23 protein-coding genes are annotated in these 26,899 nt (G+C 71.1%); 14 read left to right on the forward strand and 9 right to left on the reverse strand.

Features of this window, described 5'->3' with window-relative positions; genetic code table 11:
* Positions 1–43 precede the first annotated feature (43 nt).
* From ABT170_RS05680 to ABT170_RS05690, 3 genes are all read left to right on the forward strand, one after another.
* Positions 44–1,342: a M18 family aminopeptidase gene (locus ABT170_RS05680; RefSeq protein ID WP_329944629.1), complete on the forward strand. Its 1,299-nt coding sequence runs from the start codon at positions 44–46 to the stop codon at positions 1,340–1,342.
* A gap of 163 nt (positions 1,343–1,505) precedes the next feature.
* A complete protein-coding gene (locus tag ABT170_RS05685) occupies positions 1,506–1,727 on the forward strand; it encodes a DUF6458 family protein (RefSeq protein ID WP_351864321.1) in 222 nt (73 codons plus the stop codon).
* A gap of 131 nt (positions 1,728–1,858) precedes the next feature.
* On the forward strand, positions 1,859–4,807 hold the full coding sequence (locus ABT170_RS05690; protein WP_351864323.1) for an AfsR/SARP family transcriptional regulator: 2,949 nt from the start codon (positions 1,859–1,861) through the stop codon (positions 4,805–4,807).
* A 43-nt stretch (positions 4,808–4,850) separates the two neighbouring features.
* Here ABT170_RS05690 and ABT170_RS05695 read toward each other — a convergent pair whose 3' ends face one another.
* A complete protein-coding gene (locus tag ABT170_RS05695; RefSeq protein ID WP_351864325.1) occupies positions 4,851–6,668 on the reverse strand; it encodes an NHL domain-containing thioredoxin family protein in 1,818 nt (605 codons plus the stop codon).
* 64 nt (positions 6,669–6,732) lie between these two features.
* Between ABT170_RS05695 and ABT170_RS05700 the strand changes: the two genes are divergently transcribed.
* The gene (locus tag ABT170_RS05700) at positions 6,733–7,233 is read left to right on the forward strand and encodes an LURP-one-related/scramblase family protein (protein ID WP_329944633.1); all 501 of its coding nucleotides are present in this window, start codon (positions 6,733–6,735) and stop codon (positions 7,231–7,233) included.
* 114 nt (positions 7,234–7,347) lie between these two features.
* Here ABT170_RS05700 and ABT170_RS05705 read toward each other — a convergent pair whose 3' ends face one another.
* Positions 7,348–8,157 carry a carbon-nitrogen family hydrolase gene (locus ABT170_RS05705; protein ID WP_329944634.1) on the reverse strand — a complete coding sequence of 270 codons (810 nt, stop codon included), beginning with the start codon at positions 8,155–8,157 and terminating at the stop codon, positions 7,348–7,350.
* A 200-nt stretch (positions 8,158–8,357) separates the two neighbouring features.
* Between ABT170_RS05705 and ABT170_RS05710 the strand changes: the two genes are divergently transcribed.
* The gene (locus ABT170_RS05710; protein WP_329944635.1) at positions 8,358–9,182 is read left to right on the forward strand and encodes a maleylpyruvate isomerase family mycothiol-dependent enzyme; all 825 of its coding nucleotides are present in this window, start codon (positions 8,358–8,360) and stop codon (positions 9,180–9,182) included.
* A 182-nt stretch (positions 9,183–9,364) separates the two neighbouring features.
* Here the strand turns inward: ABT170_RS05710 and ABT170_RS05715 are convergent, their stop codons facing one another.
* Complete coding sequence (locus tag ABT170_RS05715) at positions 9,365–10,675, reverse strand: MFS transporter (RefSeq protein WP_329944636.1); 1,311 nt, start codon at positions 10,673–10,675, stop codon at positions 9,365–9,367.
* Positions 10,672–11,355, reverse strand: coding sequence for a GntR family transcriptional regulator (locus ABT170_RS05720; RefSeq protein WP_351864330.1), 684 nt, complete (start codon positions 11,353–11,355; stop codon positions 10,672–10,674). The genes ABT170_RS05715 and ABT170_RS05720 overlap by 4 nt, the downstream gene beginning before the upstream one ends.
* Positions 11,356–11,516: 161 nt before the next feature.
* Here ABT170_RS05720 and ABT170_RS05725 point away from each other — a divergent pair, with 161 nt between their 5' ends.
* From ABT170_RS05725 to ABT170_RS05735, 3 genes are all read left to right on the forward strand, one after another.
* Positions 11,517–12,485, forward strand: a complete 969-nt coding sequence (locus ABT170_RS05725; RefSeq protein WP_351864333.1) for a BRO-N domain-containing protein — start codon at positions 11,517–11,519, stop codon at positions 12,483–12,485.
* 148 nt (positions 12,486–12,633) lie between these two features.
* Positions 12,634–13,533 (forward strand): D-alanyl-D-alanine carboxypeptidase family protein, encoded by a 900-nt coding sequence (locus ABT170_RS05730; RefSeq protein WP_329944639.1) that lies wholly within the window; start codon positions 12,634–12,636, stop codon positions 13,531–13,533.
* An 86-nt stretch (positions 13,534–13,619) separates the two neighbouring features.
* On the forward strand, positions 13,620–14,501 hold the full coding sequence (locus ABT170_RS05735; protein ID WP_351864337.1) for a phosphotransferase: 882 nt from the start codon (positions 13,620–13,622) through the stop codon (positions 14,499–14,501).
* Between the two features lie 79 nt (positions 14,502–14,580).
* Here ABT170_RS05735 and ABT170_RS05740 read toward each other — a convergent pair whose 3' ends face one another.
* From ABT170_RS05740 to pdhA, 4 genes are all read right to left on the reverse strand, one after another.
* Positions 14,581–14,769: a DUF397 domain-containing protein gene (locus tag ABT170_RS05740; RefSeq protein ID WP_351864340.1), complete on the reverse strand. Its 189-nt coding sequence runs from the start codon at positions 14,767–14,769 to the stop codon at positions 14,581–14,583.
* Positions 14,770–14,936: 167 nt separating this feature from the next.
* On the reverse strand, positions 14,937–16,436 hold the full coding sequence (locus ABT170_RS05745; protein WP_329944641.1) for a dihydrolipoamide acetyltransferase family protein: 1,500 nt from the start codon (positions 16,434–16,436) through the stop codon (positions 14,937–14,939).
* Positions 16,437–16,449: 13 nt separating this feature from the next.
* Positions 16,450–17,430 carry an alpha-ketoacid dehydrogenase subunit beta gene (locus ABT170_RS05750; RefSeq protein WP_329944642.1) on the reverse strand — a complete coding sequence of 327 codons (981 nt, stop codon included), beginning with the start codon at positions 17,428–17,430 and terminating at the stop codon, positions 16,450–16,452.
* A gap of 2 nt (positions 17,431–17,432) precedes the next feature.
* Positions 17,433–18,590, reverse strand: coding sequence for a pyruvate dehydrogenase (acetyl-transferring) E1 component subunit alpha (gene pdhA, locus ABT170_RS05755; RefSeq protein WP_329944643.1), 1,158 nt, complete (start codon positions 18,588–18,590; stop codon positions 17,433–17,435).
* 389 nt (positions 18,591–18,979) lie between these two features.
* On the opposite strand from pdhA, the gene ABT170_RS05760 reads away from it, so the two are divergent.
* From ABT170_RS05760 to ABT170_RS05770, 3 genes are all read left to right on the forward strand, one after another.
* On the forward strand, positions 18,980–19,639 hold the full coding sequence (locus tag ABT170_RS05760; protein ID WP_329944644.1) for a response regulator: 660 nt from the start codon (positions 18,980–18,982) through the stop codon (positions 19,637–19,639).
* A 230-nt stretch (positions 19,640–19,869) separates the two neighbouring features.
* Complete coding sequence (locus ABT170_RS05765) at positions 19,870–20,298, forward strand: pyridoxamine 5'-phosphate oxidase family protein (RefSeq protein ID WP_329944645.1); 429 nt, start codon at positions 19,870–19,872, stop codon at positions 20,296–20,298.
* Between the two features lie 63 nt (positions 20,299–20,361).
* Complete coding sequence (locus ABT170_RS05770) at positions 20,362–21,456, forward strand: phosphotransferase enzyme family protein (protein WP_329944941.1); 1,095 nt, start codon at positions 20,362–20,364, stop codon at positions 21,454–21,456.
* Between the two features lie 22 nt (positions 21,457–21,478).
* Here the strand turns inward: ABT170_RS05770 and ABT170_RS05775 are convergent, their stop codons facing one another.
* Positions 21,479–23,053, reverse strand: a complete 1,575-nt coding sequence (locus ABT170_RS05775; RefSeq protein ID WP_329944646.1) for a protein kinase domain-containing protein — start codon at positions 23,051–23,053, stop codon at positions 21,479–21,481.
* 292 nt (positions 23,054–23,345) lie between these two features.
* Between ABT170_RS05775 and ABT170_RS05780 the strand changes: the two genes are divergently transcribed.
* The 3 genes from ABT170_RS05780 (at position 23,346) to ABT170_RS05790 (ending at position 26,695) form a co-directional block, all read left to right on the forward strand.
* Positions 23,346–25,013 carry a protein kinase domain-containing protein gene (locus ABT170_RS05780; RefSeq protein WP_351864344.1) on the forward strand — a complete coding sequence of 556 codons (1,668 nt, stop codon included), beginning with the start codon at positions 23,346–23,348 and terminating at the stop codon, positions 25,011–25,013.
* 182 nt (positions 25,014–25,195) lie between these two features.
* Positions 25,196–25,978 (forward strand): hypothetical protein, encoded by a 783-nt coding sequence (locus tag ABT170_RS05785; RefSeq protein WP_351864346.1) that lies wholly within the window; start codon positions 25,196–25,198, stop codon positions 25,976–25,978.
* Positions 25,979–26,071: 93 nt separating this feature from the next.
* The gene (locus ABT170_RS05790; protein ID WP_351864349.1) at positions 26,072–26,695 is read left to right on the forward strand and encodes a PadR family transcriptional regulator; all 624 of its coding nucleotides are present in this window, start codon (positions 26,072–26,074) and stop codon (positions 26,693–26,695) included.
* The last annotated feature ends 204 nt before the right edge of the window (positions 26,696–26,899 follow it).

Raw genomic sequence — 26,899 nt, forward strand, 5'->3', positions numbered from 1 at the left:
CAACCGGCGATTCTCCCGGGCGGTCCTCGTTACAGTGAAGAACATGAGTTCTCCCCTCCGGTTCGACCGCGCGCACACCGACGACCTGATGTCCTTCCTGGCGGCCAGCCCGTCCCCGTACCACGCCGTGGCCAACGCCGCGGCCCGGCTGGAGAAGGCCGGCTTCCGCCAGGTCGAGGAGACCGCGGCCTGGGACGCTTCCACCGGGGGGAAGTACGTCCTGCGCGGCGGGGCGATCGTCGCCTGGTACGTACCGGAGGGCGCGGGTCCGCACACCCCGTTCCGGATCGCCGGGGCGCACACCGACTCCCCGAACCTGCGCGTGAAGCCGCTGCCCGACACGGGCGCGTACGGCTGGCGGCAGGTCGCGGTGGAGGTCTACGGGGGGCCGCTGCTCAACACCTGGCTGGACCGCGATCTGGGCCTCGCCGGGCGGATCTCGCTCAAGGACGGCACCCACCGGCTGGTGAACATCGACCGGGCGCTGCTGCGCGTACCGCAGCTGGCCGTGCACCTGGACCGCTCGGTGAACACCGAAGGGCTCAAGCTCGACCGCCAGAAGCACATGCAGCCGATCTGGGGACTCGGCGATGTCGCGGAGGGCGACCTGATCGGCTTCGTCGCCGAGGAGGCCGGTGTCGACGCCGCGGACGTGACCGGCTGGGACCTGATGCCGCATGCCGTCGAGCCGCCGGCCTACCTGGGCCGGGACCGGGAGCTGGTGGCCGGGCCGCGGATGGACAACCTGCTCTCCGTGCACGCCGCGACCGCCGCGCTGGCCGCCGTCGCCGGACAGCCGGACGAGGAGATCCCGTACATCCCGGTGCTGGCGGCCTTCGACCACGAGGAGAACGGTTCGCAGTCCGACACGGGTGCGGACGGACCGCTGCTCGGCACGGTCATGGAGCGCTCCGTGTTCGCCCGCGGCGGTTCGTACGAGGACCGCGCCAGGGCCTTCGCCGGAACCGTCTGCCTCTCCTCCGACACCGGCCACTCCGTGCACCCCAACTACGGCGAGCGGCACGACCCGACGCACCACCCGGTGGCCAACGGCGGGCCGATCCTCAAGGTCAACGTCAATATGCGGTACGCGACCGACGGCGGCGGCCGGGCCGTGTTCGCGGCCGCGTGCGAGAAGGCCGGCGTGCCCTGGCAGACCTTCGTCTCCAACAACTCGATGCCCTGCGGCACCACCATCGGGCCGATCACCGCCGCCCGGCACGGCATCCAGACCGTCGACGTCGGTGTCGCCATCCTCTCCATGCACAGCGCCCGTGAGCTGTGCGGCGCCGACGACCCGTATCTGCTGGCGAACGCGCTGGCGGCGTTCCTGGCCGGCTGACCGCCGGCGCGTCCGACACCCCGGGGCGCCGGGGACCCCGACAGCCGGGTGTCCCCGGCGCCCCGCCGTCTCCCCCGCCGCTCCCGGGACATGGTCGTCGCCGGACCGGGTACCCGGTCGTACACGGCCCGGAGTGACCGGGCCGTCGAGGAGGCAGAATCACATGGGACTCGGAGGATGCATTCTTCTCATCGGCGCCGGGGCGATACTCGCCTTCGCCACCGACTGGGAAATGGACACCGTCAACGTCGGTCTGGTCGGCTGGATCATGATGATCGTCGGCGTCGTCGGCGTCTTCGTCCACATGAGCGTCGCGCGCCGCCGCCGCATGGTCGTACCGCCCACCACCACCGTCGTGTCCGAGGACGACCGCCCCTATCAGTGACCGGGCGTCCGGACGGACCCCACGCCTTTGACCAGGTGTGACCCCTTCGCCGGCACCACGGCTCCCCGATATTCTGAGCACCGTTCCACGCCCCGACCGCGGGTGCGTCCTGCCCGGAAGGGAAGCCGTTCGTGGAGTTCCGGCTGCTCGGCACCGTCTCCGTCGACACGCTCACCGGGCCGCTGCCGCTCGGACCCGCCAAACGGCGCAGTCTGCTCGCCGCGCTGCTCCTGTCCGCCAACACACCGGTGTCCATCGGCCGGCTGACGGACTCCCTCTGGGACGACACCCCTCCGCTCCAGGCCCGCAGTGTCATCCAGGGCCATGTCTCCCGGCTGCGCGCCCTCCTGATGGGCGCGGACGCGGTGGCGTACGGGGTGGAACTGGTCACCCTCGGTGACGCGTATGTGCTGCGGATACCGGAGACCCTGCTGGACTCCCAGCGGTTCGAGGAACTGCTGATGCTGGCGCGGGAGCAGCGCGACCCCGCCGACTCCGTACTGATGCTCAAGGAGGCGCTGTCCCTGTGGCAGGGCCCGGCGCTGACCGGGGCCTTCACCGGGGCACCGCTCCGGGCCGCCGCGCACTCGCTGGAGGAGTCGCGGCTGGCGACGGTCGAGCAGCTGGCGCGGTCCTACTCGGCGCTGGGGGAGCACAACCGCGCCGCGGCCGTGCTGGGCGCGGAGGCGGTCACCCACCCGATGCGGGAGTCGCTGGCGGCGGCGCTGATGATGGCGCTGTACCGGGCGGGGCGTCAGTCGGAGGCGCTGGACCGGTTCCACCGCACGAGGCGGCTGCTCGCCGACGAGCTGGGGATCGATCCCGGACATGAACTCGCCGACGCGTACGCGCTGATCCTGCGCGGCGACCCCGGACCCGACGGCCCCGCGGCGGGCACTGGGTCTGCGGTGCCCGCCGCGGTCACCGCCCCGGCGGGCACCGCAGGCCCGGTGCCCGCCGCGCGCCCGGCGGCGGACCGGCGCAACGGTACGGAGGCGACACGGGAAGCCGCCGCCCCCTCCATCACCGCCGCCTCCGTCACCACCACCTCTTCCGCCCCTTCCACCTCTTCCGCCCCTTCCACCTCTTCCGCCCCGGCGGCCCCCGCCGTCCCCGTACCGCCCCGGCCCCTCCCCACGCCGCTGTCCGCCACCGGCGAGCCGCACCCCACCGACCTGCTGCCCCGCGCACCCCGCGGCTTCCACGGGCGGGTCACCGAACTGGCCGCCCTCACCCGCGCGGCGGCGGGCGAGGCACCCGTCTGTCTGGTCACCGGCCCGGCGGGCGTGGGCAAGACCGCGCTGGCCCTCCAATGGGCCCACCGCAGCCCCGCGGCCTTCCCGGACGGACGGCTCTTCGCCGACCTGCGCGGGTTCAGCGACACGGGCGAGCCGGCGCTGATCGAGGTTCTGCGCGAGTTCCTGCTGGCCCTCGGCGTCGCACCGCGCCGAGTCCCGGAATCCGTCCCCGCCGCCGCCGCGCTCTTCCGTACCCTGACCGACCGGCGCCGGCTGCTGGTGATCCTCGACAACGCCCGCGACTCCGCCACGGTCAGGCCGCTGCTCCCGGGCGGCACCGACTGCGTCACGCTGGTCACCAGCCGCCACCGGCTGGAGGGCCTCATCGCCTCGGACGCGGCCCGCCCCGTACCGCTCGACACGCTCGAACCGCACGACGGCACGGCCCTGCTCGCCGGGGTGCTCGGTGAGGAGAGGGTCCTGGCCGAGCCGGTCGCCGCCCGCCGGCTCGCCGAACTCTGCGGCGGACTGCCGCTCGCGCTGCGCGTCACCGCGGCCCGGCTGGCCGGACGTCCGCAGTGGACCCTCGCCGCACTGGCCGACGAGCTGGCCGACGAGCGCGGCCGGCTGGCGTACCTCGATGTGGACGACACCGGTGTCTCGGCCGCGCTGCGGCTGACCGTGCAGCATCTGCCGCCGGACTGCGTGCGTCAGCTGGCCCGGCTCGGTCACCATCCCGGCAGCCACTTCGACCCGTACGCGGCCGCCGCGCTCGCGGAGACCGATCCGGTCACCGCCGCGGCGGCGCTGGAGCGGCTCGCGGCGGCCCATCTCGTCACCGAGAGAGCGCCCGGACGGTGGGTGCTCCACGACCTCGTACGCCTCTACGCCCGCGGGCTCGACCCCGCCTCCGCGCCCCGGGCCCTCCTCGGTGTGCTGGACCACTACATCGCCACCGCGCTGGCCGCCGCCGACACCGCCGAACCCGGCGGGGAGCCCTGCTTCGTCCTGCCGGACGGCTACCGCCGCCCGTCCGCCGTCCGGGACTTCGGCTGCCGGGAGACGGCGATGCGGTGGCTGGCCACCGAGCGCGACGATCTGGCGCTGGCGGCCGTCGCCGCCCGCAACGCCGGTCTCGACGACCGGGCCTGGCGGATCGTTCTGCTCCAGTGGCCGCAGATCGTGTGGCGGGTACGGGACAGCTGGGCCCCGATGCTGGAACTCGCGCTCGACGCCGCCCGCGCCCAGCGGGACCCGTACGCCGAATCACGGGTGATCACCCTGCTCGGGTGGGTGCTGGCGGAGGAGGGCAGGACCGCCGAGGCCGTCGCCCTGCTGGAGCACTCGCCGGGCCTCGCCCGGCAGGCCGGTGACCGGCTCGGAGAGGCGACCGCGCTGATCAACCTGTCCGTCGTCCAGGCCGAACAGGGCGGGTTCGACGCGGCGCTGGAGGGCTGCGCACGGGCGGTCGGGCTGGCCCGCGAGGAGCGGGACCGGCACACCGAGATGCTCGGCCTCAAGCACCTCGCCCGGATGCAGCTCACCGCGAACCGTCCCGCCGAAGCCCTCGAATCCGCCCGGACCGCGCTCGAACTGGGGCCGGAGGACGAAGAGGTGGCCCGACGGGTGCTGTTGCTGACCGTCAGCGGGGAGGCACATCTGGCGCTCGGCGAGGAGGGCGACGGAATCGGTCTGCTGGACCGGGCGGCCACGGAAGCGGAACGCGCCGGATACGACGAGGGCGCGGTACGGGCGCTGGCGGCACTGCTGCGGGTGACGGCGCGGGCGGAGTACCGCAGACGGCACGAACAGGCCGTGCGGAGGCTCGCGGACGAGGCGTGAGCGCGGCACCCCGCCACCGCGCCCCGCGCCTCGCGCCGCGCGGTCAGTCCTGCGCGTCCATCCCCGCCAGCACCAGCGGCAGCCGGGCCGCTCCCCGCGCGGTCACGCGGACGGGGACGCCCCAGTCCTGTTGGTGGACGTGGCAGGCCGGGTACTCGTTGAGCGGGTCGTCGTCGCACGACGCCGCCATCGCGGAGACATGCAGGACGCCTTCGGTGAACCCGTCCGCCAGCACCAGATCACGGCCCAGGTCGGAGCCGGGCCCGGCCCCCTCCGCCAGCAGCTCGGGCGGGGTCGCGGAGACCAGCAGCCGGGTCGAGGGCCCGTACCGGGTGTCCAGCTTCTGTCCGGCGGGCGCCTGGAAGACCACGTCGAGCCGGAGTGTGCCGGGGGCGACCTCGGTGGCCGCGCGCCGGGTGCGATGCGCCCGGTCCTCGACACGCACGGCCTCCTCGGGCAGCCGCAGCCGGGTCAGCCGGTGGCGGGCGGACTCGACGACGACCAGGTCACCGTCGACCAGCACGGCGTCGCTCGGCTCCCGCAGATCGGTGGCCAGTGTGGTGACCTCGCCGCTCGCGGGGTCGTAGCGCCGCAGGGCGTGGTTGTACGTGTCGCAGACGGCGACGGACCCGTCGGGCAGCACGGTCACGCCCAGCGGATGCTGGAGCAGCGCCTGGGCGGCGGCACCGTCACGGTGGCCGAAGTCGAACAGGCCGGATCCGACGGCCGTGTGCACATGTCCGTCCCGGTCGATCCAGCGCAGCGCGGACGTCTCCGAGTCGGCGATCCACAGCCGCTCCCCGTCGGCCGAGGCGGCGAGCCCGGAGGGCTGGGCGAACCACGCCTCATCGGCGGGCCCGTCGACCAGGCCCTCGTTCGTCGTCCCGGCCGCGACCCGTACGGTCGCGCTCTCCGGGTCGTACGTCCACAGCTGGTGCACGCCCGCCATGGCGATCCACAGCCGTCCGGCGAACCACGCGATGTCCCACGGCGAGGACAGGTCCACCTCGCGCGCCGGGCCGCTGGTGGGCGAGCCCTGCCACCACTGGCGGCCGGTACCGGCGAGGGTGCTCGTGACGCCCGTCGACGGATCGAGGACACGGATCGCGTGGTTGACGGTGTCCGCGACGGCGATCCGCCCGTCCGGGAGCACGGCGAGGCCCTGCGGTTCGCTGAACCTGACGTCGGCCGGCCCCCCGTCCGCCAGACCCCGCTCGCCGCTGCCGTAGTGCCCGCGCACGCTCTCGCCGTCCGCGTCCAGCTCGACCAGCCGGTGCCGCGTGGTGTCGGAGACCAGGAAGCCACCGTCCGGGAGCGCCAGCGCCTTGCCCGGGAAGCGCAGATGCGTGGCGACGGGCTCGGGCGCGACGTACGGGCCGTCACCGCGCCGCAGCGTCCCCTTCGCCGAGTGCTCGGCCTCCAGCTCCTGGACGAGCTTCTCGATGGCGTGGGCGTGACCCTCGCCCGCGTGCTGGGCGACCACATAGCCCTCGGGGTCGATGACGACCAGCGTCGGCCAGGCGCGCACGGCGTACTGCTTCCAGGTGGCCAGCTCGGGGTCGTCGAGGACCGGGTGATGGACCTCGTAGCGCTCGACGGCGTCGACCACGGCCTGGTGCTCGGCCTCGTGCACGAACTTCGGCGAGTGGACACCGACGATCACCACGGTGTCGCGGTGCTTCTCCTCCAGCTCGCGCAGCTCATCGAGGACATGCAGACAGTTCACACAGCAGAACGTCCAGAAATCCAGGATGACGATGCGTCCCCGCAGATCGGCGAGGGTGTACTGCCGGTCGCCTGTATTGAGCCAGCCGCCCCTGCCGATGAGCTCGGGGGCGCGGACGCGTGCACGTGTACCCATGCCACAAGTCAACATCACGCCAACCTGCGCGCATTCCGCCGGGGCGCGGGAGAACCTGTGGCTCATGAGACTTCTCGTACGTGAGCGGCTGTTCGCTGTCGGTGACGACTACTGGATCGAGGACACCGAGGGGCGCAAGGTCTTCCTCGTCGACGGCAAGGCCCTGCGGGTGCGCGACACCTTCGAGCTGAAGGACCGCGACGGCCGGGTACTCGTCGAACTGCGGCAGAAGCTGGTCAGTCTGCGCGACACGATGGTCATCGAGCGCGGGGGCGAGGAACTCGCCAGGGTCAGGCGCAAGCGGCTCTCGCTGCTGCGCAACCACTACCGGGTGACGCTGGTGGACGGCACGGAGCTGGATGTCAGCGGCAGGATCCTGGACCGCGAGTTCGCCATCGACTACGACGGGGAGCTGCTGGCACAGATCTCCCGGCGCCTGCTGACGATCCGGGACACGTACGGCATCGATGTCGTGCGCGAGGAGGCCGACGCCGCGCTGCTCATCGCCGTGTCGATGTGCGTGATCGTGCTCGCGGACAAGGAGCGTGAGGGGCGCGGGGAGTGAGGCGGCGGGGCCGGGAGGGGGAAGCCGGGCCCGCATGCGCCGCGTGGCCCGGCACCCGCCCTTCGGTGGGTCGGTTTCACGTGAAACCGACCCACCGAAGGGCGTAGCCGCACCTCAGCGCGGCGGGGCCACGTCCTGCGGCGTGTCCAGTCCCAGCCGGCGGTCCTTCAGCGCGGGGAACTGCTCCCTCGTGGTGGCCACCTTCGCCGGGTCGAACTCCACGCTCAGCACCTCCTCGCCCCCGCCCGCCTCGGCCAGGATCTGGCCCCACGGGTCGACGGCGATGCTGTGCCCGGCCTGCTCGACCCCGCCGTGGGTGCCCGCGGTGCCGACGGCCAGGACGTACGACTGGTTCTCGACGGCGCGGGCCTGCGCGAGGAGCGTCCAGTGGGCCCGGCGGCGCTCCGGCCAGCCCGCCGCGACGATCAGGGTCTCGGCGCCCGCGTCCACGAGCCCGCGGTACAGCTCCGGGAAGCGGAGGTCGTAGCACGTGGTGAGGCCGAGCGTGGTCTGCGGGAGTGCGGCCGTGACCAGCTCCTCGCCCGCGCCCATCATGACCGCCTCGCCCTTGTCGAAGCCGAAGCGGTGGATCTTGCGGTACACGGCACGGCGTTCGCCCTCGGGCGAGAAGACGAGCGAGGTGTTGTAAAGAGTGCCGTCCGCGGCCCGCTCGACGAACGAGCCCGCGTGCAGCCAGACCCCCGCCTCGGCGGCGGCCCCTGCCATCACGTCATGGGTGGGACCCTGGAGGGGTTCGGCCTCGGCGGCGAAGTCGGTGTACGCGAACGCGCCGACCGGCCAGAGCTCGGGAAGGACCACCAGATCCGCGCCGCGCTGGGCCATGACCAGCGAAACCGCGCGTTTCCGACGGGAATTGACTGATTCGTCCGGGTCTACTGCGATCTGGATGAGAGAGGCGCGCACACTACCACCGTCCTGGCATTCGAGCCGTCAACGCGGGCCTACGATCGTCACACCAAAGCACTGCCGGGGTGCCTGCTCGCAGCGTAACTTAGCCAACGAACCTCCCACGCAGCTCGCAGACAGCGTCGTCAGTGCCGGCCAGCCCGCCAGCACGCCCTGCTCTCCCAGCCCATGCACCGCAGAACCGCACGAGGGGTCCCGTGACCGTCCATCCCAGCCTCCAGACCTACACCGACGCCGCGACCCACTCCATCGAAGCGATAGCCGAGCTGGTGAAGCCACTCGTCGAGGGGGAGTGGAACCGCCGTACGCCCTGCCCCGCCTGGTCGGTCCGTGATGTCGTGTCGCACATCATCGGCATGGAGTGCGAGATGCTCGGCGACCCGCGCCCCATCCACACCCTGCCGCGCGACCTCTACCACATGCAGAGCGACTTCGCCCGCTACATGGAGATGCAGGTCGACGTACGGCGCCACCACACCGCGCCCGAGATGACCTCCGAGCTGGAGTACACGCTCATCCGCCGCGCCCGCCAGCTGCGCAACGAGAACCGCTCCCCCGACACGATGGTCCGGGCGCCCCTCGGCGCGGAGCAGACCCTCGAAGTGGCGCTGCACATGCGGGCCGTCGATCTCTGGGTGCACGAGCAGGATCTGCGCGTCACGCTGGGCGTCCCGGGCAACCTGGACTCCCCCGGCGCCCACATCGTGCGGGACACCCTGCTCCAGGGGCTCCCCAAGGTGGTCGCCAAGGACGCGGGCGCTCCGGCCAATTCGGCCGTCGTGCTCGATGTGCACGGGCCGCTGGAGTTCCTGCGAACGGTCCGGGTCGACGCGGACGGCCGCGGTTCGATCGACGGCGCGCCGTCGCTGGGCCCCGCGGTGACGCTCGCGATGGACTGGGAGACGTACTACCGCCTGGCCTGCGGCCGGGTCCGCGCGACAGCGGTCCCGGACCGCATCAAGATCGAGGGCGACCAGGAGCTGGCCGCGGCGATCCTGCACAACTTCGCCGTCATGCCGTAGTTTCCCGGCCGCGGTCCCCTGTGCGGGAACCCGTACACGGTGTACCGATCGGCGGCGCCCGTCCCGGAGGACGAGAGACGGGCGCGCCGCCGGTTCACCCCTCACCACGCCGCCGGTTCACCGCCCAACCGCACGCGCCGCACGCACTCCGCGCTCCGCCCGCGTGCCGGTCGTGCGCCGCGCTACGCGGGTACGTGAACCGCTTCGACCCGGCTGACCACATGGTGGTCGCGTTCCCTGAGCGTCGCCCTGGCATGCAGCCGCAGTATCTGTACGACGCCGAGCGCCTCCAGGACGAAGACCGAGGCGAGCGCGACGCGGTAGTTGCCCCCGGTCGCGTCCAGCAGCACACCGACCGCGAACAGTGTGGTCATCGACGCGATGAAACCGCCCATGTTGACGATTCCCGACGCGGTCCCCTGACGCTCCGGAGGATTGGCTGGCCGGGCGAAGTCGAAACCGATCATCGAAGCGGGACCGCAGGCTCCGAGCACCGTGCACAGGACGATCAGCAGCCACATCGGCGCATGGTCGCCCGGGTGGAAGATCGTGGCGGCCCAGAGCAGAGCCGTCAGCCCCACCGTGCCCAGCGCGAGCGGGGCGCGCGCGGCGTGGTGGCGGGCGATGATCTGCCCGTAGACGAGCCCGACCACCATGTTGGAGAGCACCACCAGGGTGAGCAGTTCACCGGCGGTCCCCCGGCTCAGCCCCTGCGCCTCCACCAGGAACGGCATCCCCCACAGCAGCAGGAACACCATGGCCGGGAACTGCGTGGTGAAGTGCACCCACATGCCGAGCCGGGTGCCGGGCTCCCGCCACGCGGCGGCGATCTGCTTGCGGACGTACGCGGACCCGGCGTGCTCGGCGGGCGGCGGTTCATGCCCCTCGGGGTGGTCCTTGAGGAACAGCAGCAGCAACACCAGCACCACCACACCCGCGACCGCGCTCCCGGCGAACGTCGTGGTCCAGCCGAGGCCGTGCAGCGCGCGGGCGATGAAGAGGGTCGAGACGAGGTTGCCCGCCATCCCGAAGAGCGCCGCGACCTGACCGATCAGCGGCCCGCGCCGGGCCGGGAACCAGCGGCTGCCGAGCCGCAGCACACTGATGAACGTCATCGCGTCGCCGCAGCCGAGCAGCGCCCGGGAGGCAAGCGCCGTTCCGTAGGAGGGGGAGAGCGCGAAACCCAGCTGCCCGACCGTGAACAGGACGGCCCCGATGGCGAGGACCTTCTTCGTGCCGAGCCGGTCGACCATCAGGCCGACGGGTATCTGCATGCCCGCGTAGACGAGCAGTTGGAGGATGGAGAAGGTCGACAGCGCCGAGGCGTTGACGTCGAACCGGTCGGCGGCGTCGAGCCCGGCGACCCCCAGGCTCGTACGGAAGATGATGGCGACGAAGTAGACGGCGACCCCGATGCCCCACACCCAGGCGGCACGCCGGCCGCCGGGCGGATCACCGGGCAGGGACAGGGTGGGAGCGGCGGCAGAGCTCACCGGTCCTCACCCCTGACCAGCACCTTGACCCGGCTGATATGGCGCCGCACGACCTGCGCGGCACCGTCCTCGTCACCGGCCCGGATGGCTTCCAGCAGCTCACCGTGCTCCGTGATGTTGGCGGCGATCCTGCCGGGGTGGGCCTCCATCACCGCGACGCCCATCCGCAGCTGCCGGTCGCGCAGCTGGTCGTAGAGCCGCGAAAGGATCTCGTTGCCGGCGTTCCGCACGATCTCGGCGTGGAAACAGCGGTCCTTCACCGAGACGGCGGCCAGGTCCCCGGCCTCCGCCAGCTGCCGCTGCTCCTCCAGGAGATGTTCGAGGCGGCCGATCAGCTGCGCCGAGGCCGGCACGGCCCGGCGCACGGCGAACTCCTCGACGAGCAGCCGGGTCTCCACCACATCCGCGATCTCCTGCGCGGAGACGGCGAGCACCAGGGCACCCTTCTTCGGGTAGAGCTTGATCAGCCCCTCCACCTCCAGCCTCAGCAGCGCCTCGCGCACGGGCGTGCGGGAGACCCCCACGGCCTCTGCGAGATCACCTTCGGTCAGGAGCGTCCCGCCCTCGTAGCGACGGCCGAGGACCGCTTCCTTGATGTGGGTGTAGACGCGTTCGGCGGCGGGCGGCTGCTTGAGCGAGGTCTTGGGCGGCTGTGCGGGGGCGAGAGGCGCGGCAGGCATGCACACAGCATAGATACAACATGCACGCATGTGTTTCAGGCGTCCGAAATCTGGACAGGAGCGGCAAACCTCGGCGCCCCTCCCCGTAGGGATGAACATTCCAGGATCCGGTGGCACATTCGATTTGCTCCGCTTTACGTTCCGTCACGGAGGTGGTTCACATGACCACGGCGGACAGGTCCGGGACGGCGGGGCGGACGCCCGTACGGCGCGACGCGATCGACATCAACGACTTCGTGTACGGGGCGACCGGGGCCCGGATCCGGCGGCTGACGATGCCGGACGGAAAGCACTGGTTCCCGGCGGTGGACGTGTGCGGGCAGCTCGGCTACACAACACCGCACAAGACGCTCCGCGACCACGTGCCCGAGAGAAACCGAGAGTTTCTTGAGACAGTGACCGGAAGTCATGGTCTCAGCGTTCCCCCAGGTAGAGAGTGGCGCCGAGACTTGCAGCTCATCGATCTCCAGGGGCTGATCCACCTCATCAACGGCAGTACGAAACCGTCCTGCCGCCCCTTCAAACAGTGGGCCGTCGACGTCATCGCCACCGTCCAGCGGGACGGGTGCTACGACGTCGGCGGGCCTCCGGCCGACCCCGGTCCGCCCGGGGCGGAAACCCCGGCCGGCCACGGCGTACCGGACCGGGTCGCCGACGCGATCGTGCGCCTCGAAGAGCGGAACATCCGCCTCGACGAACAGTTCGCAGCCGCACAGTGCGAGAGTCTGGCGACCCAGCGGGAAGCCCTTCTCGCCCAGCGCGCGACGGCGCACGCCCTGGAACGCATTGCCGATCGCCTCGACACCCTGTTCGCCTCCCCCGCCCCCACGATCCCGACCCAGGTCTCCGTACCGCCGCAGCCGGCCCGCCCCACCGCCCAGGCCCTCCTGGACGACTGGAAGTCGCGGATGTCCGTGACGGAGGACGTCTGGTCGGTGGCCGTCGCCATCGCCCCCGCACTGGCGGCAGAGGGCGAGTTACGTCAGTCGCTGGAGTCCATCGCGGAGCGCACGGGCCTCAGCGCGCACCGGGTGAACGAGTGCCTCCGGTTCATGCGCCGGCACGCCTGCATCCGCTCCCTCGGCGGTACGGCGGACGGGGCGCCGCACTACGCGCTCCACCGCCCATGACGGCGCACGCCGCCCGAGGGGACGAACCGGCCGGGACCCGGTGAAAAAACCATCCGTTCAGGAGCACATCCATTGCCCCGCCCCAGGAGTCTCACCACCGAGCGGCACCCTTATGTGGCCGCAACTCAGGGGCATTTGGAGCGTTCAGTTGAATATCGGCATCAAGCGCATCAATCGCGCGACCGCCACGGCCACCGTGGCCCTCACCGCGGGCGCCGTTCTCGCGGGAAGTGCCTTCGCCACCCAGGCGCAGGCAGCAGCACCGCCGAAGCCGACGATCACCGCCAAGGGCGGCTTCGTGATGAACAACGGCACCGGCAAGACCCTCTTCACCAAGTCCGCGGACACCCGCCGCTCCACCGGCTCCACCACCAAGATCATGACGGCCCTGGTGGTGCTGTCGCAGAAGAACGTGAACCTGAAGTCCAAGGTCACGATCCAGAAGGCGTACAGCGACTACATCGTCTCCAAGAACGCCTCGTCCGCCCGGCTGATCGTCGGCGACAAGGTCACCGTGGGCCAGCTCCTCTACGGCCTGATGCTCCCCTCCGGCTGCGACGCCGCGTACGCCCTCGCCGACAAGTACGGCTCCGGCAAGACCCGCGCGGCCCGTGTGAAGTCGTTCATCGGCAAGATGAACTCCACGGCCAAGAGCCTCAAGCTGAAGAACACCCACTTCGACTCGTTCGACGGCATAGGGGGTGGGAACAACTACTCGACCCCCCGCGATCTGACGAAGATCGCCAGCAAGGCGATGAAGAACTCCACGTTCCGCACCATCGTCAAGACGAAGTCGACGAAGCAGAAGGTGACCACGAAGAGCGGTGGCTACCGCTACATGTCGTGGGGCAACACCAACACCCTGCTCGGCAGCTACAGCGGCGCGATCGGCGTGAAGACCGGCTCCGGCCCGACGGCCAAGTACTGCCTGGTCTTCGCCGCGACCCGCAAGGGCAAGACCGTCATCGGCACCGTGCTCACCTCGCCCTCCGCGGCGAAGCGCACCGCCGACGCGAAGAAGCTCATGGACTACGGCTTCAAGAAGTAACCCGCTCGTCCCGCGGCATCCCGACGGGGGTGCGGTCACCGTGAGGGTGGCCGCACCCCCGTCCGCGTACCGGCGACAATCTGCCGGTGACTCCAACCTCGCGCGGCCGGGACCGCGTACAGCGCCTGGACGCCGGCCGCATGGCCGAAGCCGTGCACGCCGGCACCGGGATACGGCTCACCGTGGAGGGCCCCTGCCCCGGCGGGCAGGTGGGAGCCGCGTACGTGCGATGGCCGGACGGCCACCGGTCCGTACTCAAGTGGCGCGCCCACACGGAGCTCGCCGCACTCCGGGCCGGCCCGCTCGCGGTCAGCGAAACCCTGCGGGCGGGCGGCTTCCCCGCCCCGGCCACCGAGCTGGCCGTCCAGGCCGGGCACGCGGTCGTCACCGTCCAGGAACTCCTGCCCGGCACACCGGTCGAGCGCCTGGAGCGGAACGGCCTGGACCAGGCACTGGCCCTCAACGGGGCACTGACCGGCCGACTGGCCCACCGCACCGACATCCCGGCCCTCGCCCTGCACCTGCGCGAGGACGGCCCCGGGTACTGCCTGCACGGACCGCTGCGCGACCACAGCCCCCGTACCGCCGCCCTCGAACGCCGGATCGCCGCCATCGGGGCCGCCCATCCGGACCGGCTCGACGGCACCGACGCGGTCCATCTGGACTTCCACCCCGGCAACATGCTGGCCGTGGGCGGAAGGATCACCGGGATCATCGACTGGGACGGAGCGGCCCGCGGGGACCGCAGATTCGACCTCGTCACCCTGCGCTTCGGTCTGCTCCCCGCGGAACAGACCGAACCGGAGACCGTGGCCCATCTGGACGCCGTGCTCGACATGGTCCCGCCGGACGTCCTGCTGCCCTCCTGGGCCCACATGAGCCTGCGCATGACCGACTGGGCCATCCGGCACTTCGCTCCGGCCGAAGTGGATCAATGGCTGGACCTGGCGGAGCGGCGGCTGCCGTAGGCGGGAGCGGCTCGGAGGTACGGGGCCGGGTTACGGGTACCTGCTCGCGCCCTGGGTGGGGCGGGCGCTCCGGCCCGGACTACGGCTGCCGGCGCACGTCTGCCGTGAAGGCGTCCCACGCGGCGGGGGTGACGGTGAGGACGGGGCCACCGGGACGCTTGGAATCACGGACGGCGACGGTACGGGGAACGTTGCGGGCCACCTCGACACACTCCTGGCCAGCGTTCCCGCCGCTGTAGCTCGACCTGACGAATCTGTACGCGACCACGGGGCCTACAACTCCTTGAGAATGCCATCGATCAGTCCGGCGTCGAACCACGCACCATCGGCAAGACCGTGTTCGCCGAACTCGCCGTACGGTGACACCCGGACATGCCGGTGGGCCCGCGCGAGACGACGCGCGGGCCCACCGGAGACACGTACCGCAGAAGGGCGTTACGCCCAGGTGATCAGCCGCTTCGGCTGCTCCAGGATCGCGGCGACGTCCGCCAGCACCTTGGAGCCCAGCTCGCCGTCGACCAGGCGGTGGTCGAACGACAGCGCCAGCGTGGTGACCTGACGGGGCTTGACCTTGCCCTTGTGGACCCACGGCTGGAGCTTGATCGAACCGACCGCCAGGATCGCGGACTCGCCGGGGTTGAGGATCGGCGTGCCCGTGTCGACGCCGAAGACACCGACGTTCGTGATCGTCACCGTGCCGCCCGCCATCGCGGCCGGGGAGGTCTTGCCCTCGCGGGCCGTGGTGACCAGCTCGCCCAGTGCGGCGGCGAGCTGGGGCAGGGTCTTGTCGTGCGCGTCCTTGATGTTCGGCACGATCAGACCGCGCGGGGTGGCGGCCGCGATGCCCAGGTTCACGTAGTGCTTCTGGACGATCTCCTGGTTGGCCTCGTCCCAGGCGGCGTTGACGTCCGGGTTCCGCTTGATCGCGACCAGGAGCGCCTTGGCGATGATCAGGAGCGGGTTGACCCGGACTCCCGCCATGTCCTTGTCTTCCTTGAGCTCGGCCACGAGCTTCATGGTCCGCGTGACGTCGACCGTGACGAACTCGGTGACGTGCGGCGCCGTGAACGCGCTGCCCACCATGGCCTGAGCGATGGCCTTGCGGACACCCTTGACCGGGATACGGGTCTCCCGGGCGGTCACCGAAGGCTGCGCGGCCGGGGCCTCGGCCCCGGTTCCGGCGGACTCCGCGGCGACGGACACCGCGGCGGGAACCTCGGCCACCGGCGCTGCCGCCGCATGGACGTCCTCGCGGGTGATGATGCCGTCCTTGCCGGTCGGGGTGACCGTCGCCAGGTCGATCCCCAGGTCCTTGGCCAGCTTGCGGACCGGCGGCTTGGCCAGCGGCCGACCACCGGCGGGCACCTCGCCCGAGGCGCCCGAGGCGCCCGAGCGGGCAGGACCCGAAGCGGCCGGAGCGGCGGGCGCGCCGTGCCCGTTCAGCTCGGCCTGCACCGCCGCCGCGACGGCGGCGGCCTCCGGAGCCGCGGCGGCTCCCTTGCGCGGCCTGCGCTTGGTGGAGGACTCGGACACGCCGTAGCCGACCAGGACCGGCTGCCGGCCCTTCGGTGCCTCGTCCTCGGCCGCCGAAGCCTTCGAGGGCGCGGCAGCGGGAACAGCGGCGGAAGCGGTGGCGGGAGCAGCCGCAGGAGCCGCGTCACCGCTGCCCGGTGCCACGTCCACCGAGATGATCACTTCGCCGACATCCACGGTCGTGCCCTCGGGGAAGCGCAGCTCGTGCACCACCCCGTCGAACGGGATCGGCAGTTCCACGGCCGCCTTGGCCGTCTCCACCTCGCACACGACCTGGCCGTCGGTGACCGTGTCACCGGGCTGTACGTACCACTTGAGGATTTCCGCCTCGGTCAGTCCCTCGCCCACATCGGGCATCTTGAACTCACGGAAACGGGCAGACGTCTCAGTCATCGTCGTCACGTCCCTCTCCCCTTCAGTACGCCAGCGAGCGGTCGACGGCGTCGAGCACCCGGTCGAGACCCGGCAGGTACTCGTCCTCAAGACGGGCCGGCGGGTAGGGGACGTGGTATCCGCCGACCCGCAGCACCGGTGCTTCGAGATGGTAGAAGCAGCGCTCGGTGATCCGGGCGGCGATCTCGGCCCCGGAGCCGTAGAAGACGGGCGCCTCGTGGACCACGACGAGCCGGCCGGTCTTCTCGACCGACGTCTGGATGGCGTCGAAGTCGATCGGGGACATCGACCGCAGGTCCAGGACCTCGACCGACTTGCCCTCCTCCTGGGCCGCCGCGGCGGCTTCCAGGCAGACCTTCACCATCGGGCCGTACGCGACGAGGGTGAGGTCGGAGCCCGCGCGGGCCACGGCGGCCCGGTGCAGCGGGCCCGGGATGGACTCGGTGTCGACCTCGCCCTTGTCCCAGTAACGCCGCTTCGGCTCGAAGAAGATGATCGGGTCGTCGCTCTGAACGGCCTGCTGCATCATCCAGTAGGCGTCGCTCGCGTTGGACGGCGAGACCACCTTCAGGCCCGCGACATGCGCGAAGAGGGCCTCGGGGGACTCGCTGTGGTGCTCGACCGCGCCGATGCCGCCGCCGTACGGAATCCGGACGACGACCGGCAGCTTGATCTTGCCGAGCGCGCGGGCGTGCATCTTCGCGAGCTGCGTGACGATCTGGTCGTACGCGGGGAAGACGAAGCCGTCGAACTGGATCTCGACGATGGGGCGGTAGCCGCGCAGGGCCAGACCGATCGCCGTACCGACGATGCCGGACTCGGCGAGCGGGGTGTCGATGACCCGGTCCTCGCCGAAGTCCTTCTGCAGCCCGTCGGTGATCCGGAAGACACCGCCGAGCTTCCCGACGTCCTCACCCATGATGAGGGTCTTGGGGTCGTTCTCCAGGGCGTGGCGCAGTGACTCGTTGAGCGCCTTCGCGATGGACATCTTTTCCACGGCCATGGCTAGTTGCCCTCCTCGGCAGAGTCTGCGAACGATGCCTGGTAGGCGGCGAACTGGGCGCGCTCCTCGTCGACGAGGGAGTTGCCGTCGGCATAGCCGTGCTCGAAGATCGCCATCGGGTCCGGGTCGGGCATGGCCCGTACCGCTTCGCGCACCCGCTTGCCGAGGGTCTCGCTCTCCTCGTCCAGCGCGGTGAAGAACGCGCTGTCGGCGAGCTTCTGCTTCTCCAGGTACGTGCGCAGCCGCAGGATCGGGTCCTTGGCCTCCCAGGCCGCCCGCTCCTCGTCGGCCCGGTATTTCGTGGGGTCGTCGGAGGTGGTGTGGGCACCCATCCGGTAGGTGAACGCCTCGACGAGGGTCGGGCCCTCGCCGCGGCGGGCGCGCTCCAGCGCGGACCTGGTGACCGCCAGGCAGGCGAGCACGTCGTTGCCGTCGACCCGGACGCCGGGGAAGCCGTAGCCCTGGGCGCGCTGGTAGAGCGGCACGCGGGTCTGCTTCTCGGTCGGCTCGGAGATGGCCCACTGGTTGTTCTGGCAGAAGAACACCACGGGGGCGTTGTAGACCGCGGAGAAGGTGAACGACTCCGCGACGTCGCCCTGGCTGGAGGCACCGTCACCGAAGTACGCGATCACGGCGGAGTCCGCGCCGTCCTTGGCGACGCCCATGGCGTAGCCGGTGGCGTGCAGGGTCTGCGAGCCGATGACGATCGTGTACAGGTGGAAGTTGTTGGTGTTCGGGTCCCAGCCGCCGTGGTTCACACCGCGGAACATGCCGAGCAGATTGGTCGGGTCGACCCCGCGGCACCAGGCGACGCCGTGCTCGCGGTAGGTCGGGAAGACATAGTCGTCGTCGCGCAGCGCCCGGCCGGAGCCGATCTGCGCGGCCTCCTGGCCCAGCAGCGAGGCCCACAGGCCCAGCTCGCCCTGGCGCTGGAGGGCCGTGGCCTCCGCGTCGAAGCGGCGGGTCAGGACCATGTCCCGGTACAGACCGCGCAGCTCCTCCGCGGTCATGTCGATCGAGTAGTCCGGGTGCTCGACGCGCTCACCCTCCGGCGTCAGCAGTTGTACGAGCTGGGGCTCGGAACTCTGCGGCGTCTTGGCGGCGCTGGTCCGCTTGCTGCTGCGTCGCGGTTTGCGCGCGGCAGTGCTTTCCACGGTCACGTGCGTGCTCCTCCGTCGGTCCGGCCCCCGGGGTCTGCCGGGAACCAGTGCGGCTCGCCTGTTTCCGGACCCGTGCACGGGGTGGGTGCCGCTCGGCCGGGATCAGGCGTGACAGGTGCCCCGGCGAGCGTCCTGTCATAGGCACGTTACCCAGTGCTTCGCATAACTGCGAAACCCTATCTGACCTGCGATTTTGCTTGGATTTCCAAGTAAATCGAAAAAATCGTGAAGCCTTGCTGGTCACAGCACTGGTAACAGCCTTGCAGGCCGCCGGAACAACGGCACGTTATCCCGGCGAAAGGCGCCAGGGAAGGGCAGCGAGGAGCTGATCCACAGCTGGTCCGAGGCCGACGGGGGCGGAGCCGGGGTGAATATGTGAGACTGCGTTTGTGCGCAACGATGGAAAAATCACTGTATTTCTGCTCGATGACCATGAGGTCGTCCGACGCGGAGTCCATGAGCTTCTCTCCGTCGAGGAAGACATCGAGGTCGTCGGCGAGGCGGGCACCGCGGCGGACGCGCTGGTGCGGATTCCGGCCACCCGCCCCGATGTCGCGGTGCTCGACGTACGGCTGCCGGACGGCAGCGGGGTGGAGGTGTGCCGGGAGGTCCGTTCCCGGGACGAGAACATCAAGTGCCTGATGCTGACGTCGTACGCCGATGACGAGGCGCTCTTCGACGCCATCATGGCGGGCGCGTCCGGCTACGTCCTGAAGGCGATCCGCGGGAACGAGCTGCTGAACGCGGTACGGGACGTGGCGGCCGGGAAGTCGCTGCTGGACCCCGCGGCGACTGCACGCGTACTGGAGCGGCTGCGCGAGGGCAAGAACGGCAAGGGCAACGACAAGCTCGACAACCTCACCGAGCAGGAACGCAAGATCCTGGACCTCATCGGCGAGGGGCTGACCAACCGGGTCATCGGCGAGCGGCTCCACCTGGCCGAGAAGACGATCAAGAACTATGTCTCCAGCCTGCTCTCCAAGCTGGGCATGGAACGCCGCTCGCAGGCCGCCGCCTATGTGGCCCGCCTACAGGCCGAACGGCGCTGAGCGGCGCCGTACGGCACCGGGTGGGGCGGGGCAGGACAGGGCAGGACAGGGGCCAGGGACCCGGGTGGGACCGATCGGCACCGTCGGGCAGGTTCAGACCCTTCTGGGAAGTGCGGGTTCCAACCCTTCTGGGAAGTTCCGGCGGCCCCGGGCGATCTGGGACTTTGGTCCCGGACCACCCGGGGCCGCCGACTCTTACCCGTCCCCTACCCGTGCCGGACAGTGGACCTATGCCCTCTGAGGAACTCCACGCAATCGAGCTGCTCGGCCGCGTCCCCTACGGCCGGCTGGCGACGAGCATGCGGGCCCTCCCCTTCCTGGCGGTGGCCCGGCACATCGTGGTCGGCGACCGCATCCTTCTGCGGATGCACAGCGGCTTCGGCTACCACGAGGCGTGCAACGGAAGCGTCGTCGCCTACGGTGCGGACAACTTCAACGCCGCGACCTCCAAGGACGGCGGGAATCTCTGGTCGGTGCAGTTCACCGGTCCCGCAGAGATCGTGCATCCTCGCCCTGACCTGCGAGAACTGTTCGGCACCGCCCCCGCCAGGGTCAACGGCGAACCGTTCGAACCGGCCTTCCTCAGCCTGGATCCCCACTTCGCGAGTGAGCACACTTTGGACTTCCACGCAAGTCCGCTGATCCGCAACGCAGCGTGATCTACCATTTGGTAAGTGCCGCGCTCATATGTAACCCGCCCGCCTGTTCCTCCGGTCGGCGAGGTGCTGCGCCGCTACCCGGACGTAGGTGAACCGCTCGCCTGCGAGCCGATCACCAAGGGCCTTCTCAATCACGGATACCGCGTCTCCACCACCAGCGGCTCCTACTTCCTCAAGCACCATCTGGACAAGCAGCATCTGGACGACGCCACCGGCGAACGCGCCACGATCGTGCGCCAGCACCGCGCGACCCAGCGCCTCCAGTCGCTCGGCGTGCCCGTGGTCCCGCCGCTCGCGGACACGGAGGGTGACACGGTCGCGGTGATCGGTGGCCGCAGCTATGCCCTGCACCCCTGGGTGGACGGTATGCACCGGGTCGGCGCCCAGCTGACCTGTGCCGAGTCCCAACGGCTCGGGACGCTCCTCGGAGCCGTACACACCGGTCTGGAACAGGTCATGGCACCCGGCAGCGGCGAGGACGGCGACAGCGACGGCAGCGGCGGTCGCGCCGGCGGTGGGGGCGACGGGCGCGATGGCCGTACGGGGTCCGGGCAGCCGCCCCGGCCCGGTTACGGGAGTCCCGACCCGGCCGACACCTTCGCGCTGATCGACGACCTGCTGTCCGCGGCCCGCGGGCAGCACCCCCGGGACACCCCGCGCGACGCCTTCGACGAACTCGCCGTACACCGGCTGGTGGAGCGGCGCACCCTGCTGGAGCGGCATGCCCACCGCCGCCCACCCACCCCGGAGGGACCCGCCACGGGCTGGGTGCACGGTGACTTCCACCCGCTGAACCTCCTCTACCGGGGCGCCGACCCGGTCGCGATCGTCGACTGGGACCGGCTGGGAGTGCAGCCGCGCGCCGAGGAGGCGGTCCGGGCCGCGGCGATCTTCTTCGTCCGGCCGGCGGGGGAACTGGAGCTGGAGAAGGTACGGGCGTACGCCCGCGCGTACCGGAACGCCGCCGGGGCAAGCGCGGCGGAAATGGCCGCCGCGGTGCACCGGGTGTGGTGGGAGCGGCTCAACGACTTCTGGATACTGCGCTGGCGCTACCGCCTGCACGACCGCAGGGCCGACCCGCAGTTCCCTGCGGTGTCGGCCCTGGCGGTGTGGTGGACGCGCGAGTACGAGGCGGTGAGCGAGGCCTTCGCGGGGTGAGGACCACCCCGCGAACGCGCGGCTAAGGGGTCAGACCCGTCGACGCACCGACGTTGTTGCCCGCTCCGCCGTCCTCCGAGCCTCCGTCGTCACCGTTGCCTCCCGGGGAGCCCGGGGCCGTGGTCGGGTTGGTCGGCTGGTCGGTCGGCTCGCCCGTCCCGCCCTCGTTCGTGTTCCCGTCGGAGTTGCCGCCCGTGTCCGGAGGGCTCGGGGAGTCGGACGGGGTGTACGACGGCTGGGTCGGCCTGTGCGAGGGAGTCCACTGCGGCTGGCTGGGCTGCGTCTGGCTGCCCGAGGAGTCGTCCGGCTCCTCGGAGGGCTCGGTCTCCTCGTCGGTCGGCTCCGAGGAGGTCTCCTCGTCGGAGGGCGAGACGGAGGTGGAGGGGGTGACCGGCTTCTTCCCCGTGCCGCCGTCGTTCGCCGCCTGGACGGCGAACGCGACGCCCGCGCCGATCGCGATCAGCGCGAGCAGGACGAAGAGCCACATCTTGCCGCGACCGCCGCCGGGCCGGTGCCCGCCGTCGTACGCCCCGTCGTCCGGGTTCATCGGCGGCAGGATCGGCCCCTGCGAGGTTTCCCCGTGCACCGGGTGACCCATCGCCGTCGTCGCGCCGGTCATGCCCATGGCCGGGGTGTGGCCGCCCTCGTGCATCGTGACCGGGCCGGTGTTCCACGTACCGGTGTGACCGCCCTGCACCTGGAGCATCTGGAGGCTGTACTGGACCAGGCCGCGCATCTCCTCGGCGCTCTGGAACCGGTCGTCGGGGTCCTTGGCCAGCGAGCGCATCACGAGCCCGTCCAGCTCCGGAGGCACCCCCTCCGACACCTCGGAGGGCGGCACCGGAATGTCCTGGACGTGCTGGTACACCACGGAGAGCGGGGTCTCGCCGGTGAACGGGGGCCGCAGGGCGAGGAGTTCGTAGAGCAGACAGCCGGTGGCGTACAGGTCGGAGCGGTGGTCGACCGCCTTGCCGAGCGCCTGTTCCGGCGAGAGGTACTGCGGTGTGCCCATGACCATGCCGGTCTGCGTCATCGTCGACTGCGCGCCGTGCAGCGCGCGGGCGATGCCGAAGTCCATCACCTTGACCGCGCCGGAGTGCGTGATGATCACGTTGGCGGGCTTGATGTCACGGTGCACGATGCCGTGCTGATGCGAGTACGCGAGGGCTTCCAGCACCCCCGAGACGATGATCAGCGCCTGCTCCGACGGCGGGGCCTCCGCACTGAGGAGCAGGTCACGAATGGTGCGGCCCTCGACCAGCTCCATCACGATGTACGGGACGGTCTGGCCGCCCACGACATCCTCGCCGGAGTCGTACACGGCGACGATCGCATGGTGGTTGAGGCCGGCGACCGACTGTGCCTCGCGGGTGAAACGTGCCTTGGAGACCGGGTCCTCGGCGAGATCGGAGCGGAGAAGCTTCACCGCGACCGTACGTCCCAGGCGGACGTCCTCCGCGGCATAGACCTCTGCCATACCGCCCCGGCCGAGCCGGTGGGTCATCCGGTAGCGCCCGTCGCCGACGACACCGCCGATGCCCCAGGAGTCGGTGCCATCCGAAACTCCGCCGCCGTTTGCTTCGGAATCGGGTGCCATCAGTCCTCGCCGTCGTATCTGTCCGCGCGTCCGCGGGTTCTCACGGTGCCTAGCTGCATTGCCACGTCACGCTACAGCCTCTGCCGGACACACCTGTTCCGAGAGGGACGGGTCATCCAACCGGCCGGCGTGCCGGTCAAGCAAATTCCATGCGCTTCCTGTAACGCTTCCGAGACGCTTCTTGTGCTTAGGGTCACGGAACGGGCACCTGGCTTGACGTGTCGTACCCCTCGGGCAGACTTGGCCCGTCAGACGGATCATCGCGTCAGTCGCGCCGAGGGGGAAGCAAGTCATGAGCCAGGACGGCGCACACGGCGCACAGGGTCGCTACGCGGGCGGTGCCGTCGCGGGCGGCCGGTACCAGCTCCGGGACCTGCTCGGCGAAGGCGGAATGGCCTCCGTATATCTGGCGTACGACTCGGCGCTCGACCGCCAGGTCGCGATCAAGACGCTGCATACGGAACTGGGGCGCGAGCAGTCCTTCCGCGAGCGGTTCCGGCGTGAGGCACAGGCCGTCGCCAAGCTCCAGCACACCAACATCGTCTCGGTCTTCGACACCGGCGAGGACGAGCTCGGCGGCGCGCTGATGCCGTACATCGTCATGGAGTACGTCGAGGGACAGCCGCTCGGCTCCGTGCTCCAGGCGGACATCCGCAGCTACGGCGCGATGCCCGCGGACAAGGCGCTCAAGGTGACGGCCGATGTGCTGGCCGCGCTGGAGACCAGCCACGAGATGGGGCTGGTCCACCGGGACATCAAGCCCGGCAACGTGATGATGACCGGGCGCGGCGTCGTGAAGGTGATGGACTTCGGCATCGCCCGCGCCATGCAGTCGGGCGTCACCTCGATGACACAGACCGGCATGGTCGTCGGTACACCGCAGTACCTCTCCCCCGAGCAGGCCCTCGGGCGCGGGGTGGACGCCCGGTCCGACCTGTATTCGGTCGGCATCATGCTCTTCCAGCTGCTCACCGGCCGGATCCCGTTCGACGCGGACTCTCCGCTGGCCATCGCGTACGCGCATGTGCAGGAGGAGCCCGTCGCCCCCTCCAGCATCAACCGCGCGGTCACCCCGGCCATGGACGCGCTGGTCGCCCGCGCCCTGAGGAAGAACCCGAACGAGCGCTTCCCCAGCGCGGCCGCGATGCGGGACGAGATCGCACGCGTGCTGAACGCCGGCGGCGGCCAGACCGGCGCTCCGGTGATCGTCAGCGGCGGAGCTCCGACGAACAGCGGTTCGGGTGTCGGCTCGGCGGTGTTCCCGCCCGTCGACCAGGCCACCCCGGCCCCGCACAGCGTCCAGACGCCCTACCAGCCGCACCCGCAGCATCAGCCCCACCAGCAGCCGGGGCCCTACAACCAGCCCACCCCGGCGCCCGCGCCGAGCTACGGCTACCCGCAGTCCGCCCCGGCGTACCAGGCCCAGGGGCCCCTGGCCCACCAGACCCCGCCGCCGTACGCGACCGCCCCGCAGCACACCGGTGCCGGCGGCATGGGCGTCAGCGGTGGCGGTCCGGGCGGTGGCGGCTCGAAGCGGAACATGCCGGTCATCGTCGGAGCGATCGCCGTCGCGCTGCTCGCGATCGGCGGTCTGATCACGGTGCTGTCCCTCCAGGGCTCCGACGCCGACAAGGACGATCCGGCGCCGAACGAATCGTCGGTGGCGGGCGAGCACAAGCCGCCGGAGCGCAACCGGACGATGAAGACCGAGAAGTGCACGGACGCGATGGAGGACTCTAACGACCCCTCGAAGGTCGCGGCTCCGAACTTCATCTACAAGGACATCAAGTCGGTGAAGGCCTGCGCCCTGGCGGCCGGATGGACGATCAAGGAGATCAAGGAGCCGGGCAACACGTACGCGGAGGACCAGGTCGTCGACCAGTTCCCGTCCTCGGGCACCGCCGTCTCCGAGCGGGGCGCCCACTTCGAGCTGCGGATCTCCACCGGCGACCCCGCCTAGGGACCACACCCGGCACACCGCGCACGGCATGCGTGAGGCGTGCCGGGTGAGGCGTGCCGGGGGATGCGTGACGCGTGCCGGGTGATGCTGTCCGGGCGGCATTATGAGGGATCCCCGGGCATCCCGTGGGCGTCCCCGGTGTCCGGGATGCCGGATATATCGGCGCGTGTGACGCTGATCTCATGGCTCCAGGACTCCTCCCAGCGCGGTCGTCGACATACGTGGCCTGTCTGGTGATGGCGGTCGGCGCGGCGCTGGGGACCGTGAGCGGGACGGCGTACGCGGGCGCGCCCCCGGACGTCTCGGCCTTCGCCTCTACCGCCCGTCCGGGAACGGCCCCCTCCGGTGCCTCTCCCTCGGCTCCGCCGGATGCTCACCCGGATGCCGCGTCGAGCGCCCCGCCGTCCTCGGCCCGGCCGTCGGTGCTTCCTTCCGCCCCGCCCTCCCCGCGCCCCTCCGGCACGGCGCCGCTCCGGCCCACGGAGGGCGGTCCGCCCGCACCGACCGGGGCGGCAGACGCGTCCGCCGGTGATGCCGCACAGCCACCCGCGGGGCCGGCGGAGGGAGCGGCCGAGGGGTCGGCAGGAAGGCCGTCCTCCGCCTCTTCCGCAGCCCTCCCCGCCCCGGATTCCGCTTCGGCTTCCGCTTCCGCTTCGGCTTCGGACCGGCCACTCGCCGGGCGGGAGGCCGGGGCGGGGCGGGCGCGCCCCGGGCGGTCGCTGTCGCCGCTGGAACTCGCGCGGGCGGAGGCCGACCTCGAACAGGACGTACCGGAGCCGGACGCCGCTGACGTGCCGGTGTTCACCCCTCCGGCCGACGCGTTCTCCAACCCGCCCGGGGCCGCCGGGCAGGCGCTGGACGCGCCGTCCGTGGAGCAGGTGAAGCAGGTCTCGCTGGGGGCCGGGATCGCGCTGGTCGGGACGGGACTGGGCTTCCTCGCCTTCCGGATGCGTCGAACCCACTGAGCGTTCCCGGCCTTCGGAGACCGGACGCGATCCGCCTGTGGCACCAGGACCCCGGGCTTGCCACGAGCAACATACTCGGTATACATACTGAGTATGTCGATCCGTCACGGGCTTCTCGCCCTCCTGGAGCGCGGGCCTCGGTACGGCTCCCAGCTCCGCACCGAATTCGAGTCCCGCACCGGTTCCACCTGGCCCCTGAACGTCGGCCAGGTCTATACGACACTCAGCCGTCTGGAGCGCGACGGCATGGTCGCGCAGGACGGCGCCGACGACGCGGGCCACGACCTGTACACGATCACCGACAACGGCCGCGCCGAGCTGCGCAGCTGGTTCGAGTCGCCCGTGGACCGCAGCAGCCCGCCCCGTGACGAGCTGGCGATCAAGCTCGCGATGGCCGTGGGCGCGCCGGGCGTCGACATCCGGCACGTCATCCAGTCCCAGCGCCACCACACCCTGAAGGCGATGCAGGACTACACCCGGCTGAAGGCCCAGGCCCTCGCCGATGTCCCGGCCAACCGTGACGAGGTCGCCTGGCTCCTCGTGGTGGAGCAGCTGATCTTCCAGGCCGAGGCCGAGGCCCGGTGGCTGGACCACTGCGAGGCCCGGCTCGTCCGCCTCGCCGAGGCCGCCGCCACCGAGCCGGCGGCCGGGGCCGGTACGGCCACCACCCGCGGCCCGGCACGCTTCCCGGCCGGCCGCCCGCGTACCCGTCGCTGACCGGAAATCTGCCGCCGCCCGCCTGCCGGACACGGACCGGGAACTCTGCCACCCGCGTACCGGACACGGACCGGGAACTCTGCCACCCACCTGCCGGGCACGGACCGGAATCACTGCCGCCTGCCCCGCCCGCCCCGGCGCCTGCCCGTCCCTGCCAAGGTCTGCGGCCCTGCCCACGCACGACCGCACGACCTGCTCCGAGCG

The organism is Streptomyces sp. NPDC001787 (assembly GCF_040297465.1).
GTDB lineage: Bacteria > Actinomycetota > Actinomycetes > Streptomycetales > Streptomycetaceae > Streptomyces.

Bases quoted from the DNA above. Each gene is read 5' to 3' on its own strand.
- ABT170_RS05680 (WP_329944629.1), top strand. From the start codon at position 44: ATGAGTTCTCCCCTCCGGTTCGACCGCGCGCACACCGACGACCTGATG.
- ABT170_RS05685 (WP_351864321.1), top strand. From the start codon at position 1,506: ATGGGACTCGGAGGATGCATTCTTCTCATCGGCGCCGGGGCGATACTC.
- ABT170_RS05695 (WP_351864325.1), bottom strand. From the start codon at position 6,668: ATGGGTACACGTGCACGCGTCCGCGCCCCCGAGCTCATCGGCAGGGGC.
- ABT170_RS05700 (WP_329944633.1), top strand. From the start codon at position 6,733: ATGAGACTTCTCGTACGTGAGCGGCTGTTCGCTGTCGGTGACGACTAC.
- ABT170_RS05720 (WP_351864330.1), bottom strand. From the start codon at position 11,355: ATGCCTGCCGCGCCTCTCGCCCCCGCACAGCCGCCCAAGACCTCGCTC.
- ABT170_RS05725 (WP_351864333.1), top strand. From the start codon at position 11,517: ATGACCACGGCGGACAGGTCCGGGACGGCGGGGCGGACGCCCGTACGG.
- ABT170_RS05750 (WP_329944642.1), bottom strand. From the start codon at position 17,430: ATGGCCGTGGAAAAGATGTCCATCGCGAAGGCGCTCAACGAGTCACTG.
- ABT170_RS05765 (WP_329944645.1), top strand. From the start codon at position 19,870: ATGCCCTCTGAGGAACTCCACGCAATCGAGCTGCTCGGCCGCGTCCCC.
- ABT170_RS05775 (WP_329944646.1), bottom strand. From the start codon at position 23,053: ATGGCACCCGATTCCGAAGCAAACGGCGGCGGAGTTTCGGATGGCACC.
- ABT170_RS05780 (WP_351864344.1), top strand. From the start codon at position 23,346: ATGAGCCAGGACGGCGCACACGGCGCACAGGGTCGCTACGCGGGCGGT.
- ABT170_RS05785 (WP_351864346.1), top strand. From the start codon at position 25,196: ATGGCTCCAGGACTCCTCCCAGCGCGGTCGTCGACATACGTGGCCTGT.
- ABT170_RS05790 (WP_351864349.1), top strand. From the start codon at position 26,072: ATGTCGATCCGTCACGGGCTTCTCGCCCTCCTGGAGCGCGGGCCTCGG.